The organism is Pseudomonas persica, from assembly GCF_900291015.1.
Classification (GTDB): domain Bacteria; phylum Pseudomonadota; class Gammaproteobacteria; order Pseudomonadales; family Pseudomonadaceae; genus Aquipseudomonas.
The window spans coordinates 124,505-143,335 of the sequence record NZ_OLKL01000045.1 but is presented as its reverse complement, the minus strand read 5'-3'; the positions used below and the strand labels follow the sequence as shown (position 1 = coordinate 143,335).

The following is an 18,831-nucleotide window of genomic DNA, read 5'->3' as shown; positions in this document are numbered from 1 at the left end:
TTCGTCTGACAGTTACCGCTCGACTGCCAGGACACCGCTCGACATGAATGCCGACCAAACGCTCAAGCTCGCCCGCCGCTTCATCGAACTCAGCCCTGACAAGCGCCGCCTGTTCCTCAAGGCGCTGCAGGGCGAGGGCATGGATTTTTCCGTGCTGCCGATCGCGCCCGGGGTGGAGGTGGCCGAGCGTGACCAGCTGTCGTACGCCCAGCGGCGCATGTGGTTTCTCTGGCAGCTCGACCCGCAGGGGGCGGCGTACAACCTGCCCATGGCCGTGCGCCTGCATGGCCCGCTGGACCTGGCCGCCCTGCAGCATGCCTTCGATGCCCTGGTGGCCCGCCACGAAACCCTGCGTACCCGCTTCGTCGCCGACGGCGATGACGTGCGCCAGCAGGTCGATGCCAGCGCCGCCCCGGTGCAACTGCACCAGGATGCCCTGGCCGGCCTGGATGAGGGCGCCCGTAAGGCCGCCATCGAATCCATCGCCGAAACCGAAGCCCTGGCCCCCTTCGACCTGGCCAGCGGCCCGCTGCTGCGGGTGCGCCTGCTGCAACTGGCCGCACAGGAGCACATTCTGCTGCTGACCTTGCACCACATCGTCGCCGATGGCTGGTCGATGAACGTGCTGATCGACGAATTCCTGCGCCTGTACGACGCTGCTGTGGCCGGCAGCGAAGCCCGCCTGGAACCGCTGCCGATCCAGTACCGCGACTACGCCCTGTGGCAGCGCAGCTGGCTGGAAGCCGGCGAACAGGAGCGCCAGCTGGCCTACTGGCAGGCGCGCCTGGGCGACGACCATTCACCGCTGGAACTGCCCCTGGATCGCACCCGCCAGGGCCGGCCCAGCTACCGTGGCGCGCGCCACGAGTTCCCCATCGCCGCCGATCTCGCCGAACGCCTGCGCGGCCTGGCACGCAAGCATAACGTCACCCTGTTCATGGTCCTGCTGGCGGCCTTCAAGTTGCTGCTGCAGCGCTATAGCGGCCAATCGGCGATCCGCGTCGGCGTGCCCATCGCCAACCGCAACCGCGGCGAAGGCCAAGGGCTGATCGGCTGCTTCATCAATACCCAGGTGCTGCATACCGAAATCGACCCGTTGCTGGACATCGCCGGCCTGTTGCAGCGCGTGCGCGAAACCGCCGTGGGCGCGCAAAGCCACCAGGACCTGCCGTTCGAACAACTGGTCGAAGCCCTGGACCTACCGCGCAGCAGCGAGAGCCCGCTGTTCCGTGTGCTGTTCAACCACCAGGCGCAGGTGGCGGATGTGCAGGCCATCGCGACCCGCTCCGGCCTGAGCCTGGCGCCGATCACGCTGGCAAAGCACAGCGCCCGCTTCGACCTGGCACTGGATACCCATGAGCGAGCGGGGCAGCTGCACGCAGCGTTCACCTATGCGACCGACGTGTTCGATGCGGCCACCGTCGAAGCCCTTGGCGAGCAGTGGCTGGCCTTGGTACAGGCATTGGCCGCCGAAACGGGTGGCGCAGTCGGCGAGCTGCCATTGCCCGGCCTGGCTCCTGCCATTGGCGCGCCTGTGCAGGCTGACGCAACGCTGCTGGTCCACCAGCGCTTTGCCGCCGCCGCCAGCCGCCACCCCGAGCGCACGGCGGTGATGGCCGCAGGCGAGCAGGCCAGCTTCGCCGAGCTCGATGCCCGCGCCGAGGCCATTGCCGGTCGGCTGGTGCAAGCCGGAGCAGGGCCGGACACATTGGTCGCAGTGTTGGCCGACCGTAGTGTCGGCATGCTCGCCAGTATCCTTGGCGTGCTCAAGGCCGGTGGTGCCTACCTGCCACTGGAGCCCGAGCAGCCGGCCGAACGCTTGGCCTACATGCTTGCCGACAGCGGCACGCGCCTGGTATTGGCGCCCGCTAACTGGCCGGCCGAACTGCCCGAGGGCGTGCAGCGCCTGGACTGGGCGCAAACCGGCAATGGCAGCGCCGCCCGCATCGCCCCGGCGCCGGCCAACCTGGCCTACGTGATCTACACCTCCGGCACCACCGGCCAGCCCAAGGGCGTAGCGATCAGCCACGGCGCCCTGGCCAACTATGTCGAAGGCATCGCCGCACGTTTGCCGGTCGAGCGTATCCGCAGCATGGCCCAGGTCTCGACCCCGGCTGCCGACCTTGGCCACACCATGCTGTTCGGCGCCTTGTGCGGCGGCCACACCCTGCATTTGCTGCTACGCGAGCAGGTGCTGGATGCCGAAGGCTTCGCCGCCTACCTGGCCGAGCACCAGATAGACGCGCTGAAGATCGTACCGTCGCACCTGGAGGCCATGTTGCTGGCTGGCCGCTCGGCGCTGCCGGCCCAGTGCCTGGTGCTTGGCGGCGAGGCCATCAGCCCGGGTCTGCTGGGCAAGGTCCGCAACCTGGCCCCGGCGCTCAAGGTGTTCAACCACTACGGCCCGACCGAAACCACCGTCGGTGTGCTGGTCGCCGAACTGAACGAGCAGGCCAGCCTCGGCCAGCCGCTGGCCAACACCCGCGTCGCGGTGCTCGACCGCTGCCTGCAACCCCTGCCGGCCAAGGCCAAGGGCGAGCTGTACATAGGCGGTGCTGGCCTGGCCCGTGGCTACCTGAACCGCCCGGCACTCACCGCCGAGCGCTTCGTCCCCGACCCGAGCGGCAGTCACGGCCAGCGTCTGTACCGCAGCGGTGACTGGGTACGCCAAGGCAGCGACCTGCAGTTCGCCGGGCGCATGGATGGCCAGGTGAAGATCCGTGGCTATCGCGTGGAACTGGCCGAAATCGAAAACCAGCTGCGTGCCCTGGACGGCGTTGCCAATGCCCTGGTCCGCGTGCATGGCCAGGTGCCGCAACTGCAACTGGCTGCCTGGCTGGTGCCCAGCCAGATGCCGGCCGACAGCCTGGCCTGGCAGGCGTCGATCCGCGTCAGCCTCAAAAGCCTGCTGCCCGAACACATGGTGCCGACCCACCTGATGGTGCTGGAGCACCTGCCGGTCACGGCCAACGGCAAGGTCGATGTCAAGGCGCTGCCGGAACCTGTCGCTACCCAGGTGGCCCATCAAGCACCGCAGACCCCGCTGCAAACGCAATTGGCACAGATCTGGGCGCAAGTCCTGCAAGTACCGCAGGTCGGCCTGAGCGACAACTTCTTTGCCCTTGGCGGCCATTCGCTACTGGCCACCCAGGCGGTATCGCGGATACGCCAGCAACTGGGCGTGGATATCCCGCTGCGCAGCCTGTTCGACAGCGTCGACCTGCGGGCCTTCGCCCAGGCCGTGGCCGAAGGTGAGCAGGGCGCGGGCCTGGACATCGAAATCCTCGACCGCCAGCAGCCACTGCCGGTGTCCCGTTCGCAGAACCGTCAGTGGCTGTTCTGGAAGCTCAACCCCGAAAGCCTGGCCTACAACACGCCGATGGCCGTGCGCATGCAGGGCCACCTCGACCGCGCCGCCGTGCAGGCCGCGCTGGATGCCTTGGTGGCCCGCCATGAATCGTTGCGCACGGTGTTCGTCGAGGCCGACGGCCTGCCTTGGCAGCGCATCCTGCCGGCCGCCACGGTATCGATCGGTTTCGAAGACCTCAGCGGCCAGGATCACGCCGCGCAGATGCGCAAACTGGAAGCCGAAGCCTTCGTCCCGTTCGATCTGCAGCGCGGCCCGCTGTTGCGCGCCCGGCTGTTCAAGGTGCATGCGCAGGAGCACCTGCTGTCGCTGACCTTGCACCATATCGTCTCCGATGGCTGGTCGATGAGCCTGCTGGTGCGCGAGTTCGCCGCCGCCTACAACGCTGCCGCCACGGGGCAGGCGCGAACCATCGAGCCGCTGCCGGTGCAGTACGCCGACTTCGCCGCCTGGCAGCGCAAGTGGCTGGCCGAGGGGCAGATGCAGGCGCAGATCGACTACTGGAAGGCCCGCCTGGAAGACGACTTCGAAGTGCTGGAACTGCCCGCCGACCGCATTCGCCCGCAGGTCAAAAGCTACCAGGGCAGCCGCTTCGACGTGCGCCTGCCACAGGCCCTCAGCGAGCGCCTGCGGGCACTGGCGGTGGCATCCAACGCCACGCTGTTCCATGTGTTCCTGGCGGCCTATGCCATCGTGCTGTCGCGCTACAGCCGCAAGGGCACGCTCAACATCGGCGTGCCGGTCACCAACCGCAACCGCCTGGAACTGGAAGGGCTGATCGGCTTCTTCATCAACGTGGTGGTGGCCCGTATCAGTGTCGATGGCAGCCAGCCGTTCCCGCAGCTGCTGGCGGCGATCAAGGAAACCACCTTGCAGGCCCAGGCCAACAAGGACGTGCCGTTCCTCGAGGTAGCCGAGGCGCTGTACCCGGAGCGCGACCAGGGTGTGAACCCGTTTTTCCAGGTGCTGTACAACCACCTGCGCGACCTCGGTGAGCAGGTGTCCAGCGATGCCCTGCACGGCCTGCAGGTCAAGGAAGTGGACCTGCAGGAGCCGGGCGCGCAGTACGACATCTCGCTCAATACCCTGGAGCGCTCCGATGGCGTGACGGCCTCGTTCAACTATTCCACCGACCTGTTCGACGCCGCACGCATCGAACGCATGGCCGGGCATTGGCAAACACTGCTGGAAGCCATCTGCGCCGAGCCACAGCGTTGCATTGCCGAGCTGGATTTCCTCGGCAGTGGCGAACGCCAGCAGCTGAGCTACGGCTGGAACCCGGCGCCCCAGGCTGACAGCGGCTTGTGCGCGCACCAGCTGCTGGCGCGCCAGGCGCACGAGCGGCCGGATGCGCTGGCGCTGATCTTCGACGACCAGCAGATGACCTACGCCGAACTGGACCGCAGCAGCAACCAGCTGGCCCAGCGTCTGCGGGCGCTGGGCGTGGGGCCGGACTGCCTGGTCGGCGTGGCTGTCGAGCGCGGCCTGGCCATGGCCCTGGCGCTGATCGCCATTCACAAGGCCGGTGGCGCCTACGTGCCGCTGGACCCGGACTACCCGCAAGAGCGTCTGGCCTACATGGTCGAGGACAGCAACATCGGCCTGCTGCTGGCCGACGCGCCTTCGCTTGAGCGCCTGCAACTGGGCAAGCAACTGCCCTGCGTGGTACTGGAACCGGGCACCGAGTGGCTGCAGGCCTGGCCCGCCGAACCGCTGGCCAACCTGGCTGCGCCGCACAACCTCGCCTACGTCATCTACACCTCCGGCTCCACCGGCATGCCCAAGGGCGTGGCCATCGACCACCAGGCCCTGTCGCTGTTCTGCCAGGTGGCCGGCGACTATTCGCGCCTCAGCCCGGGCGATCGCGTGCTGCAGTTCGCCACCATCAGCTTCGATGGCTTCATCGAGCAGTTCTTCCCGCCACTGGCCCGGGGCGCCTGTGTGGTGCTGCGCGACCGGCGGTTGTGGGACACCGCCACCCTGCTGGACGAGATCAACCGCCACGGCGTGACCGTGGCCGACCTGCCGGCGGCCTACTGGCGCCTGCTGGCGCTGGAGCGACGTGCCCCCGAGGCCTATGGCCGGCTGAAGCAGATTCACGTGGGTGGTGAGGCGGTGCCGGAAGATGCCCTGCGTGCCTGGCTGGCCGATGGCCCGCCAGCAGTGCGCCTGCTGAACACCTACGGCCCGACCGAAGCCACCGTGGTCGCCAGCACCTACGACTGCTCGCAGATGACCGTGGCGCAGATCAGCCAGGGCGGCGTGCCGATCGGCCGTGCCTTGCCGGGGCGGACCCTGCATGCCCTGGACGATGGCCTGGCGCCGACGCCGGTGGGCGTGCCCGGCGAGCTGTTCATCGGCGGGGCAGGGTGCCTGGCGCGCGGCTATCACCGGCGGCCGTCGCTGACCGCCGAGCGTTTCATCCCCGACCCGTTCGACCCGGTTGGCGGTGGCCGGCTGTACCGCACCGGCGACCTTGGCTGCTACGACGAAAACGGCCAGCTGGCCTATCGCGGCCGGGTCGACCACCAGGTGAAGGTGCGCGGTTTCCGTATCGAACTGGGCGAGATCGAGCAGTACCTGCGGGCGCACCCGGACGTACGCGAAGCCACCGTGCTGGCCATCGACCAGCCCAGTGGCAAGCAGCTGTGCGCCTATGCGGTGCCGGCCGAAGGTTACCGCGGCGATCTGCGTCAGGCCCTGAAGCAGTACCTCAAGGCCAGCCTGCCTGACTACATGATCCCGGCCTACCTGGTGACCCTGCCGAGCATGCCGCTGACCCCCAGCGGCAAACTCGACCGCAAGGCCCTGCCGCTGCCTGACCCGAACCAGCCGCAGCATGCCTACCAGGCGCCGCAGACCGAGCGGCAGCAGCAGCTGGCGAACATCTGGGCGCAGTTGCTCAACGTTGCCCGGGTCGGCCTGAACGACAACTTCTTCGAGCTGGGCGGCCACTCCTTGCTGGCGGCCCAGGCCGTGTCGCGGATCAACGTCGAGCTGGGGCTGGACATACCCCTGCGGCTGATCTTCAGCCACCCCGAATTGCGCGCGTTCGCCCAGGCGCTGGACGAGCAGGGCCTGTCGCTCTCCGACGACGGCCTGAGCGATATCGAACAAATGATGAATGCATTCACAGAGGCCTGACATGGAACTCACTGCAGCACAACGCATTGCCCAACGTTTCGTTGGCCTCCCCGTGGAGCAACGCCAGCAGATCCTGGAAAAGATGCAGGCCAGCGGGCAGAGCTTCCGCCTGCTGCCCATCGTGCCCGCGCGCCAGGGCCTGGCGCGCATTCCGCTGTCGTACGCCCAGCAGCGCCTGCTGTTTCTCTGGCAACTGGAGCCCGACAGCCCGGCCTACAACGTGCCGATGGCGGTACGCCTGAAAGGCGCGCTGGACCAGGCGGTGCTGCAACAGGCGCTGGATGCGCTGGTGCAACGCCACGAGTCGCTGCGCACGCGTTTCGCCTCGGAGGAGGGCGCGTTTTACCAGGAGATCCTTGAACACTGTCCGCTGCCGCTGGAACTGGTGATGTTCGACGGTGCCGCCAATGAGGCGGCGCTGAGCGTGGCCGTGGACGCCGCCCTCAAGCAGCCCTTCGACCTGCTGACCGGCCCGTTGCTGCGGGTGACCCTGCTGCGCGTGGCGGCCGATCACCACGTGCTGGCGCTGAGCATGCACCACATCATCTCTGACGGCTGGTCCAGCGATGTGCTGGTGCAGGAGTTCATCCAGCTGTACAGCGCCATGGCCGAAGGCCGGCAGGCCGCGTTGCCGGCATTGCCGATCCAGTACGCCGACTACGCCATCTGGCAGCGCGCCTGGCTTGAAGCCGGTGAAGCGCAGCGCCAGCTGGCCTACTGGCAGGCCCAGCTGGGCGATGAGCAGCCGCTGCTGAGCCTGCCGCTGGACTTCGAGCGCCCGGCCACGCCCAGCCAGCGTGGCGCAGTGGTGCGCGTGGACATCGGCGCCGAACAGGCCGAGGCCCTGCGCAGCCAGGCGCGCCAGGGGGGGCATACGTTGTTCGTGCTGATACTGGCGGCCATGGCGGTAGTGCTGTCGCGCTACAGCGGCCAGGCCGATATCCGCATTGGTGCACCGAATGCCGGGCGCAACCGCAAGGAACTGGAAGGCCTGATCGGTTTTTTCATCAACACCCAGGTGTTGCGCGTGCAGGTGGACGAGCGCGCCACCTTCGCCGCGCTGCTGGAGCAGGTCAAAGAGGTGATTGGCGGTGCCCAGTCGCACCAGGAACTGCCATTCGAGCACCTGGTCGATGCCTTGCTGCCTGAGCGTAACCTGGCTCACAACCCGCTGTTCCAGTTCAAGATCAACCAGCACGTGGCCGCCAGCGATGCAGGGCGCAAGCGCCTGGGCGCGCTGGAGGTGGAAGGCTTTGCCCGTGACGGCGGCGATGCCCGCTTCGACCTGGCGTTCGACTTCTCCGACAAGGCCGACGGCATCGAAGGCTACTTCACCTACGCCACTGACCTGTTCGAGCAGGCCACCATCGAACGCATGGCCGCTTCGCTGCGCCAGGTGCTGGATGCGCTGATCCGCGACCCGCAGCAGGCGATCGTCGACTGCCCGCAAGTGGCGACGCTGCTGCCCGCAGCCACCCAAGCCTACCCGCACGGCGACTTCCTCGCCCTGTGGCGTCAGGCCATGGCGCCAGGCCAGGCCCATGGCGGCGTGCGTGCCGGTGACCGGTTCATGACCCAGGCCGGGCTGGAGGCAGCGTCCAACCGCCTGGCCGACTACCTGCGCCAGCGCGGCGTCGGTGCCGGCAGCATCGTTGCCCTGTGCCTGCCGCGCTCCATCGAGTGGGTCGGCGCCTTGCTCGCGGTGCTCAAGACCGGCGCCGCCTACCTGCCGCTGGACCCCCAGCAACCGCAGGAGCGCCTGCAACAACTGATTGCCGACAGTGGCGCCGCGGTGCTGCTGCATGAGCCGGGCGACCAGCGCTTCGCCGGCCTGGACGGCGTGCAGCTGATTGCCTGTGATCACACCGCCTGGGCTACCTGCAGTGACAGCCCGGTCGAAGTGGCCATCGCCGCCGAACAACCGGCCTACCTGATCTACACCTCGGGCTCGACCGGCCAGCCGAAAGGCGTGGTGGTCAGCCACGGCGCACTTGCCAGCTACATTCAGGCGGTGCTGGAGCGCCTGCAACTGCCAGCCACGGCGAGCATGGCCATGGTCTCCACCACTGCAGCCGACCTGGGCCACACCGTGTTGTTCGGCGCTCTGGCCTCGGGCCGCCTGCTGCACCTGCTGCCACAGGAACTGGCGTTCGACCCGGATGGCTTCGCCAGCTATATGGTGCAGCACCAGGTCGGCGTGCTGAAGTTGGTGCCGAGCCACCTGCAAGGCTTGCTGCAAGCGGCCCGCGCCGCCGATGTGCTGCCTGGCGAAGCGCTGATCCTCGGGGGGGAGGCTTGCAGCTGGGGCCTGTTGGACAAGGTCCGCGAACTGCGCCCGGATTGCCGGGTCATCAACCATTACGGCCCGACCGAAACCACTGTCGGCGTGCTCACCTTCGAGCCGGATCAGCCGCGGCCAGGCTGTCGCACGGTGCCGGTCGGGCGCCCGCTGGGCAACGCCTGCGCCCAGGTGCTGGATGGCTACCTCAACCCGTTGGCGGCGCAGGTGCCCGGTGAGCTTTACCTGGGCGGGCAAGGCGTCGCCCAGGGTTACCTGGGCATGCCTGCGTTGACCGCCGAACGCTTCGTGCCGGCCGAGGGTGGTGCCCGCTGGTACCGCACCGGCGACCGTGCGCGGCTGACTGCCGATGGCCTGGTCGAGTTCATCGGCCGTGCCGACGACCAGGCGAAGATCCGTGGCTATCGCGTGGAGCCAGGTGAAGTTGGCCGGGTGCTGGCCGGCCTGCCCGGTGTCATTGAGGCCGTGGTGCTGGCCTTGCCGCTGGAGGGCGACGCCGAGCGCTTGCAACTGGTCGCCTACGGGGTAGCCGACGCAGGCGTGACCGTGCAGCAGTTGCAGGCGCAACTGCAAGCACGCCTGCCGGACTACATGGTGCCGGCGCAGATACTGCTGCTGGAGCGCCTGCCACTGACCGCCAACGGCAAGCTCGACAAGCGCGCCTTGCCGGCACCGGGCGCGGTCAGCCGCGGCTATGTGGCGCCGCAAGGCGATATCGAGGAGAAGCTGGCTGCGGTATGGGCCGATGTGCTCAAGCTGGAGCAGGTCGGCAGCAGCGACAACTTCTTCGAGCTGGGCGGCGACTCGATCCTCAGCCTGCAGATCATCGCCCGGGCCAAACGCCAGGGCATCAGGATCACCCCCAAGCAGCTGTTCGAACAGCAGACCATCGCCCAGCTGGCCCAGGTGGCCAAGCGCATCGAGGCCAAGCCAGCGCTTGCGGCCGCAGCCGTGGACACTGCCAGCAGCGGCGAGGTGACGTTGCTGCCGGCCCAGGCGCGGTTCTTCGAGATGGAGATCGCCCAGCCCGCGCATTGGAACCAATCGGTGTTGCTCAAGCCGGCCAGCCCGGTACAGGTACAACATCTGCAGGCAGCCCTGCGCGCTGTGGTCGAGCAGCACGATGCCCTGCGCCTGCGCTTCAGCCGTGGCGATAGCCAGTGGCAGGCGCGCTTGCAGCCGCTGGACAGTGCCCCACTGCTGCGCCAGCGCAACCTGGCCGCACTGAGTGAGCTGGATGCCGCCGGCAACCAGGTGCAGGCCAGCCTGAACCTGGAGCATGGGCCACTGCTGCGTGCCGAACTGTTCGACTTCGCCGATGGCCAGCAGCGTCTGTTGCTGGTGGCCCATCACCTGGTAATCGATGGTGTGTCGTGGCGGGTGTTGCTGGAAGACCTGCAAGAGGCTTACCGGCAGTTGCTGAACGGCCAGGCCGTGAGCCTGCCCGCCAAGACCACCTCGGTGCAGACCTGGGCCGAGCGCCTGGCCGGCCATGCCAGCAGCCCGGCGCTGCAGGCACAGCGCGACTACTGGCTGCAGGCGCTGGCCGGCGACCACGGCGAACTGCCGCGTGACAACCCGCAGGGCAGCCTGGCCAACACCCATGCCCGCACCGCCGCCACACGGCTGGATGCCGAGCGCACCGCCAGGCTGCTGAAACAGGCCCCGCTGGCCTACCGCACGCAGATCAACGACCTGCTGCTGACCGCGCTGGCGCGCACGCTGTGCCAGTGGAGCGCGCAGGACAACCTGCAGGTACTGCTGGAGGGCCATGGCCGCGAAGACCTGTTCGACGACCTCGACCTCAGCCGCAGCGTGGGCTGGTTCACCAGCCTGTTCCCGGTGCGCCTCACGCCCGGCCACGACCTGGGCCAGTCGATCAAGGCGATCAAGGAGCAACTGCGCGGCGTGCCGGGCAAAGGCCTCGGCTACGGCTTGCTGCGTTACTTCGGCGATGCTGAGGTGCGTGACCAGCTCGCGCGTGCCGCCCAGGCTCGTGTCACTTTCAACTACCTGGGCCAGTTCGATGCCAGTTTCGATGCCGAGGCCGGCGCCCTGTTCACCCCGAGCGGGGAGAGCGCAGGCCGTACCCAATGTGCCGGCGCCCAGCTGGGCAACTGGTTGAGCATCACCGGCCAGGTGTACGGCGGCGAGCTGTTCCTGGAGTGGACCTACAGCGCCGACGTTCATCACCCGGCCACCATCGAAAAGCTGGCCCAGGCCTACGAACAGGCCTTGGCAGAGCTGGTCGAGCACTGCTGTGATGCCCGGCACCAGGGCGTGACACCGTCGGACTTCCCGCTGGCCGCGTTGACCCAGGCGCAACTCGACAGCCTGCCGCTGGAGGCCAGGCAGATCGCCGATGTGTACCCGCTGTCACCCATGCAGCAGGGCATGCTGTTCCACACCCTTTACGACCAGCAGGCCGGCAACTACATCAACCAGCTGCGCGTGGATGTGGACGGGCTGGATGTGCAGCGCTTCCAGCAGGCCTGGCAGGCCACGCTCGCTGCTCATGACATCCTGCGCAGCGGTTTCATCCTGCAAGGCGAGCTGGAGCAGGCCATGCAGGTGGTCCGCAAGGCTGTCGAACTGCCGTGCAGCGAGCACGACTGGCGTGGCCAGCCGGCGCTGGAGCAGGCATTGCAGGCCCTGGCCGAGGGTGAGCGCCAGCGCGGCTTCGACCTTGCTGCCGCGCCGCTGCTGCGCCTGGTACTGGTACGCACGGGCGATACCCGCTACCACCTGATCTACACCAACCACCACATCCTCATGGATGGCTGGAGCACCTCGCGCCTGTTGGGTGAAGTGCTGCAGCGCTATGCCGGCCTGGCGCCGCAGGCCCAGGCCACGCACTACCGCGACTACATCGCCTGGTTGCAAGGCCAGGACGCGGCTGTTGCCGAAGCCTTCTGGAAAGCCCAGCTTGCGGCCCTGGACGAGCCGACCCATTTGGCCCAGGCCATCGCCGGCAGCGCAGGCGGTAACGGTTACGGCGACCACCGCCTGGCCTTCGACCGTGAGCAGACCACGTGCATCGAAGCCTTCGCCCGGGCCAACCGGGTCACGGTCAACACCCTGGTACAATCGGCCTGGCTGCTGCTGTTGCAGCGCTGCACTGGCCAGGCCTGCGTGTGCTTCGGCGCCACGGTCGCTGGCCGCCCGGCAGACCTGCCTGGGGTAGTGGAGCAGATCGGCCTGTTCATCAACACCTTGCCGGTGATCGGCGCGCCGCGTGCCGAGCAGACCGTGGCCGAGTGGATCGCCCAGGTGCAGGCCGGCAACCTGGCCGTGCGCGAGTTCGAGCACACCCCGCTGTACGATGTGCAGCGTTGGGCGGGGCAGGGCGGTGACGCGCTGTTCGACAGCATCCTGGTGTTCGAGAACTACCCGGTGGCCGAGGCGCTGCAACAGGGCACGCCTGGTGGCCTGCACTTCGGCGATGTGGCCGTACAGGAGCAGACCAACTACCCGCTGACCCTGGTGGTGGAGCTGGGCACGACGCTGTCGATGCAGTACAGCCACGACCGTGCGCTGTGGAGCGACGAGAGCATTGACCGCCTGGCTGGCTACTTTGCCAACCTGCTGCAGGCGCTGGTGGAGAATGCTGACGCGGTGGTTGGTGAACTGCCAATGCTGGGCCTACCAGAACAGCAACAGATGGTCGAAGGCTGGAACGAAACCCAGGCGAAGTATCCGGACGAGCGCAGCATTCACCAGCTCATCGAGGCCCAGGTATCCGCCACCCCGCACGCCCCGGCGCTGGTGTTTGGCGAGCAGACCCTGAGCTATGCCGAGCTCGACCGCCGTAGCAATCAGCTGGCGCACAAGCTGCGCGAACTGGGTGTGGGCCCGGACGTGCTGGTGGGCATCGCCATGGCGCGCAGCCTGGAGATGGTCATCGGCCTGCTGGGTATCCTGAAGGCCGGTGGCGCCTATGTGCCGCTGGATCCGGAATACCCGCAGGACCGCCTGAGCTACATGTTCGAGGACAGCGGCGTCGCCTTGCTGCTGACCCAGTCGCACCTGCGTGAAACCCTGCCGGTCCCGGCCGGGCTGCGCAGCCTGGACCTGGATACCGAGAACTTCGACGGCTACAGCGATGCCAACCCGAATATCGAGGTGGCCCCGCTGAACCTCGCCTACGTGATCTACACCTCCGGCTCCACCGGCCGCCCGAAGGGCGCTGGCAATAGCCATCAGGCGCTGGTCAACCGCCTGTGGTGGATGCAGAAGGCCTACGGCCTGGACGCCAGCGACAGCGTGCTGCAGAAAACCCCGTTCAGCTTTGACGTGTCGGTGTGGGAATTCTTCTGGCCGCTGATGACCGGGGCGCGCCTGGTCTTGGCCCAGCCGGGGGCGCACCGCGACCCGCAGCTGCTGGTCGAAAGCATCAACCATTACGGCATCAGCACGCTGCACTTCGTGCCGTCGATGCTGCAGGCGTTCATGAGCCATGAAGCGATCGAGAGCTGCGTCAGCCTCAAGCGCGTGGTGTGCAGCGGTGAAGCGCTGCCGGCCGAGCTGGCCCGCCAGATCCTGCAGCGCCTGCCGGCGGCGGGCCTGTACAACCTGTATGGCCCGACCGAAGCGGCGATCGACGTCACCCACTGGACCTGCCAGCCGGACGAAAGCATCAGCGTGCCGATCGGCCAGCCGATCGACAACCTGAAAACGCACATCCTCGAAGGCAGCCTGCAACCGGCGGTACGCGGCAGTGCCGGCGAGCTGTACCTCGGTGGTGTCGGCCTGGCCCGTGGTTACCACCAGCGCCCGGCGCTGACCGCCGAACGCTTCGTGCCGGACCCGTTCAGCGAAAACGGTGGGCGCCTGTACCGCACCGGCGACCTGGCGCGCTACCGCGCCGATGGCGTGATCGACTACGCCGGGCGCATCGACCACCAGGTGAAGATTCGCGGCCTGCGCATCGAACTGGGCGAGATCGAAGCACGCCTGCTGGAGCTGCCGAGCGTGCAGGAAGCGGTGGTGCTGGCCCAGGACGGGCCGAGCGGCAAGCAGCTGGTGGGTTATGTGGTGCCTGCCGACCGCACGCAGGATGAAGGCGTATTGCGCGACAGCCTGCGCGAGGTGCTCAAGGCCGGCCTGCCGGACTACATGGTACCCGCGCACCTGCTGCTGCTCGACAAGCTGCCGGTAACGCCGAACGGCAAGCTCGACCGCAAGGCCTTGCCGCAGCCGGATGCCAGCCAGTTGCAGGGCCAGTACATCGCCCCGCAAAGCGCGCTGGAGCAGCAGATCGCGGCGATCTGGGCGGATGTGCTGAAGCTGCAGCGGGTTGGCCTGAGCGACAACTTCTTCGAACTGGGCGGCGATTCGATCATCTCGTTGCAGGTGGTCAGCCGTGCACGGCAACAGGGTATCCAGTTCACGCCCAAGGACCTGTTCGAAGCGCAGACGGTGCAGGCACTGGCGCGGCTCGCCTTGCGTGGCGACAGCGTGCTGATCGATCAGGGTACGGTGACCGGCATGATGCCGCTCACACCTATCCAGCGCTGGTTCTTCGAGCAACCCATTGCCGAGCGCCATCACTGGAACCAGTCGGTACTGCTCACCCCAGGCGAAGCGCTCGACCCGATGACGCTTGATGCCGCCTTGCAGGCATTGTTCATTCATCACGATGCCCTGCGTTTGCGCATGGTCAACCATGGGGCGCACTGGCAGGCCGAATTTGCCGATGCGGGTCACGCCCAATTGTGGCATCGCGATTTCGCCAGCGTCGAACAACTGCAGCAGGCCGCCAGCGAGGCCCAGCGCAGCCTGGACCTTGAGCATGGGCCCTTGATGCGTGCCATGCTCGGTGTGCTGCCTGACGGCAGCCAGCGGCTGCTGTTGGTCATCCATCACCTGGTGGTGGACGGTGTGTCGTGGCGTGTACTGCTGGAAGACTTGCAGCAGGCCTATCAGGCCCTGGCGACCGGCCAGCCGCTGCAACTTCCGGCCAAGACCACTTCGTACAAGGCCTGGGCCGAGCGTTTGCAAGCCTATGCTGCAGCGCCCGTGCTGCAACAGGAGTTGGGCTACTGGCTGGAGCAATTGCGAGGGGCCAGCGAAATACTGCCCTGTGATAACCCGCAAGGCAGCCGGCAACTGAAGCATGCAGCCTCGGTCAGTACGCGCCTGGACGTGGCAAGCACCCGACGGCTGTTGCAGGATTGCCCGGTGGCCTATCGTACGCAGGTCAACGACCTGCTGCTGACGGCCCTCGCACAGACGGTCAGTCACTGGAGCGGCCAGCCTGATGTGCTGGTGCGTCTGGAAGGGCATGGCCGTGAAGACCTGTTCACGGGCATCGACCTGACGCGCACGGTGGGCTGGTTCACCAGCCTGTACCCGGTAAAGCTGAGCCCGCAGGCAGACCTGGCAAGTTCGATCAAGACCATCAAGGAACAGCTGCGCGCCGTGCCTGACAAAGGCATTGGCTATGGCGTGCTGCGCTACCTCGGCGATGCCGCGAGCCGTGAGGCCCTCGCAGCGTTGCCTGAGGGCCAGATCGTCTTCAACTACCTTGGGCAGTTCGACGGCAGCTTCGATGGCGAAACAGGTTTGTTCATCCCCGCCAGGGAGAACGATGGCGCCAGGCAGGATGCCGAAGCACCGTTGGCCAGCCTGTTGACCGTCAACGGTCAGGTATATGGTGGCGAGCTGCGCCTGGAGTGGACCTTCAGCCAGGACATGCATCACCGCGAAACCATCGAGCAACTGGCCCAGGCTTACCAGCAGGCCTTGGCTGAAATCATTGAGCATTGCTGTGAGTGTGGACATCGCGGCCTGACCCCATCGGACTTCCCGTTGGCTGATTTGACCCAGGCACAGCTGGACCAGTTACCCGTTGCCGTGGCCGATATCGCCGATGTCTACCCGCTGTCGCCGATGCAGCAGGGCATGCTGTTCCACAGCATCTACGAGCAAGGCAGCGGCACCTATATCAACCAGATGCGCGTGGATGTGGATGGCCTGGATGTGCAGGCCTTCAGACAGGCCTGGAGCGCTGCCTTGCAGACCCACGACATCCTGCGCAGCTGTTTCATCTGGCAGGGCGACCTGGGCCAGGCGGTGCAGATCGTGTGCAAGCAGGTGACATTGCCGTTCAGCGAACATGACTGGCGTACCAAGGACGAGCTGGCGCCGGCGTTGGACAGCCTGGCGGATGCCGACCGGCAGCGTGGCTTCGACCTGGTCGAGGCCCCCTTGTTGCGCCTGGTGCTGGTGCGTACGGCGCAGGCACGTCATCACCTGATCTTCACCTGCCATCACATCCTGATGGATGGTTGGAGCACCTCGCAGTTGCTGGGTGAGGTGTTGCAGCGTTATGCCGGTCAGCCTGTGGGGGCAGCGGCGGGCAGCTACCGTGACTACATCGACTGGTTGCAGCGCCAGGATGGAGTAATGGCAGAGCGGTTCTGGCAGGGCCAGATGGCCAACTTCAACGAGCCGACGCGCCTGGCCCAGGCCGTGCGCAATGGTGAGCCTGATGGCCAGGGCCACCACGTTCATCACCAGGCATTCGATGCAGGGCGTAGCGAGCGGATTGAAGCCTTTGCCCGTGCCCAGCGAGTCACCGTCAACACCTTGGTCCAGGCTACCTGGCTGTTGCTGTTGCAGCGCTATACCGGGCAGTCGTCGGTCTGCTTCGGGGCGACGGTCGCCGGCCGGCCGGCGGAGCTGGCGGGGGTGGAAACGCAGATCGGCTTGTTCATCAACACCCTGCCGGTGGTCGGTACACCGCAAAGCGAGCAAAGCGTCGCGCAGTGGATCGCGCAGGTACAGGCCAGCAACCTGGCCATGCGGGAATACGAACATACACCGTTATACGACGTTCAGCGCTGGGCTGGCCTTGGTGGTGAAGCGCTGTTCGACAGCCTGGTGGTGTTTGAAAGCTACCCGGTTTCCGAGGCACTTCAGCAGGGCGCACCGAGTGGCCTGCAGTTTGGCGCAGTGCAGGTGCGCGAACAGACCAACTATCCGCTGACCGTGCTGGTGAGCCTTGGCGCCAGTCTGGCGATCCAGTACCGGTATGACCGCGAGCATTGGCACGGCGAGGCGATCGAACAGTTGGCCCATCATTTCGCAACGCTGCTGGACGCTCTGGTGAGCGATCCGGGTGCTGCGCTCGGTGATCTGCCACTGCTCGATGCCGTGCAGCATCAACGTATCGTGCAGGACTGGAACCAGACGACGGCCAGTTACCCGGCCGACCGTTGTCTCCACCAACTGTTCGAGGCCCAGGCGGCTAGCGGGCCAGACGCCGTTGCGTTGATCCATGGCGAGCAGACGCTTACCTATGGCGCGCTCAATGCCCGGGCCAACCAGCTGGCACACAAGCTGCGTGAATCGGGTGTAGGGCCGGAAGTGCTGGTGGGCGTGGCCATGGAGCGGGGCCTGGACATGGTGGTGGCGTTGATGGCGATCCTCAAGGCGGGTGGCGCCTATGTGCCGCTCGACCCGGGCTACCCGCAGGATCGATTGGTGTACATGCTCGAAGACAGCCAGTCGCTGTTGCTGCTGTCGCAATCGCACCTGCTCGAACGTGTACCGTCCAGCTTCCTGGCGCGCACGCTGCTGGTTGACCAGCTGCAGCTCGAGGGCTACGAGGTGATCGACCCGGTGTGTGCAACCACGCCGGACAACCTGGCGTACTGCATCTACACCTCGGGCTCCACCGGCAAGCCCAAGGGGGTGCAGATCGAACATCGCAACGCCGTGGCCATGATCGGCTGGGCGCAGTCGGTGTACAGCCAGCAGGACCTGTGTGGTGTGCTGGCGTCCACGTCGATCTGTTTCGACCTGTCGGTCTGGGAGCTGTTCGTGACCCTGGGGTCGGGCGGCTACGCGGTGCTGGCGGCCAACGCCCTGGCGCTGCCACACCTGCCGGCCAGGGACCAGGTGCGTCTGGTCAACACGGTGCCGTCGGCCATCAAGGTGCTGCATGAAACCGGCCAGTTGCCGTCCAGCGTCCGCATCATCAACCTGGCGGGGGAGGCGCTCAAGCAAGGGCTGGTCGACGCGCTGTACGCCACCGGCCACGTGCTCAAGGTATACGACCTGTACGGGCCTTCGGAGGACACCACCTACTCCACGTTCACCCTGCGCACTCAGGGCGGCAAGGCCAATATCGGCCGGCCGCTCTCCAACAGTGCGGTGTACCTGTTGAGCGAAGCCGGGACGCCGCTGCCGACAGGCGTGGTGGGTGAGCTGTACATGGCCGGTGCAGGTCTGGCGCGTGGCTATCTGGCGCGGCCTGGGCTTACCGCCGAGCGCTTCATCCCCGACCCGTTTGGCGCAACGGGCAGCCGCCTGTACCGCACAGGCGACCTGGCACGCTATGACACCGACGGCGTCATCGAATACGTCGGGCGCATCGATCATCAGGTGAAAATCCGCGGCTTCCGTATCGAACTGGGGGAAATCGAGGCGCGTCTGCAGCAACAGGATGCCGTTCGCGAAGCGGTGGTGCTGGCGTTGGATGCGCCGGGTGGCCAGCAACTGGTGGGCTATGTGGTGCCAGGCGATGCTGCGCTGGTGGAACGCGAGGAGGCCCAGGCGGCGCTGCGTGACACCCTGCGTGACGTGCTGAAGGCCAGCCTGCCGGACTACATGGTACCTGCGCACCTGTTGCTGCTGGAGCGCCTGCCACTGACACCGAACGGCAAGCTGGACCGCAAGGCCCTGCCGCAGCCGGACGGTAACCTGCGGCAAACAGCCTGTCTGGCACCGGAAACGGAGCTGGAGCGGCGGATAGCGGCGATCTGGGCTGAAGTTCTTGGCCTGGAAAACGTATCTCTTACCGACAACTTCTTCGAGCTGGGTGGCCACTCCTTGCTGGCAACCCAGGCGGTAGCACGCCTGCAGATCGAACTGGGTACGAACCTGCCACTCGCGTTGTTGTTCCAGACAGAGAACCTGCAGGCCTTTGCACAAGAGGTCGGCAGTCTCGGTACCCGAAACGACGGAGACCTGGATGAACTCCAGGACTTCATGGCAGAGCTCGAGGCGGTTTGAG

Annotated in this window: 2 protein-coding genes; both read left to right on the top strand. The window is 66.7% G+C overall.

From position 1 onward, the window contains the following. The first annotated feature begins 43 nt into the window (after window positions 1-43). The gene (locus tag FQ664_RS21205; RefSeq protein ID WP_144174660.1) at window positions 44-6,511 is read left to right on the top strand and encodes a non-ribosomal peptide synthetase; all 6,468 of its coding nucleotides are present in this window, start codon (window positions 44-46) and stop codon (window positions 6,509-6,511) included. 1 nt (window position 6,512) lies between these two features. Beyond that, window positions 6,513-18,830: a non-ribosomal peptide synthetase gene (locus tag FQ664_RS21200; RefSeq protein WP_144174658.1), complete on the top strand. Its 12,318-nt coding sequence runs from the start codon at window positions 6,513-6,515 to the stop codon at window positions 18,828-18,830. The last annotated feature ends 1 nt before the right edge of the window (window position 18,831 follow it).

Coding starts and splice junctions, on each gene's coding strand:
- FQ664_RS21205 (WP_144174660.1), top strand. CDS start 44: ATGAATGCCGACCAAACGCTCAAGCTCGCCCGCCGCTTCATCGAACTC.
- FQ664_RS21200 (WP_144174658.1), top strand. CDS start 6,513: ATGGAACTCACTGCAGCACAACGCATTGCCCAACGTTTCGTTGGCCTC.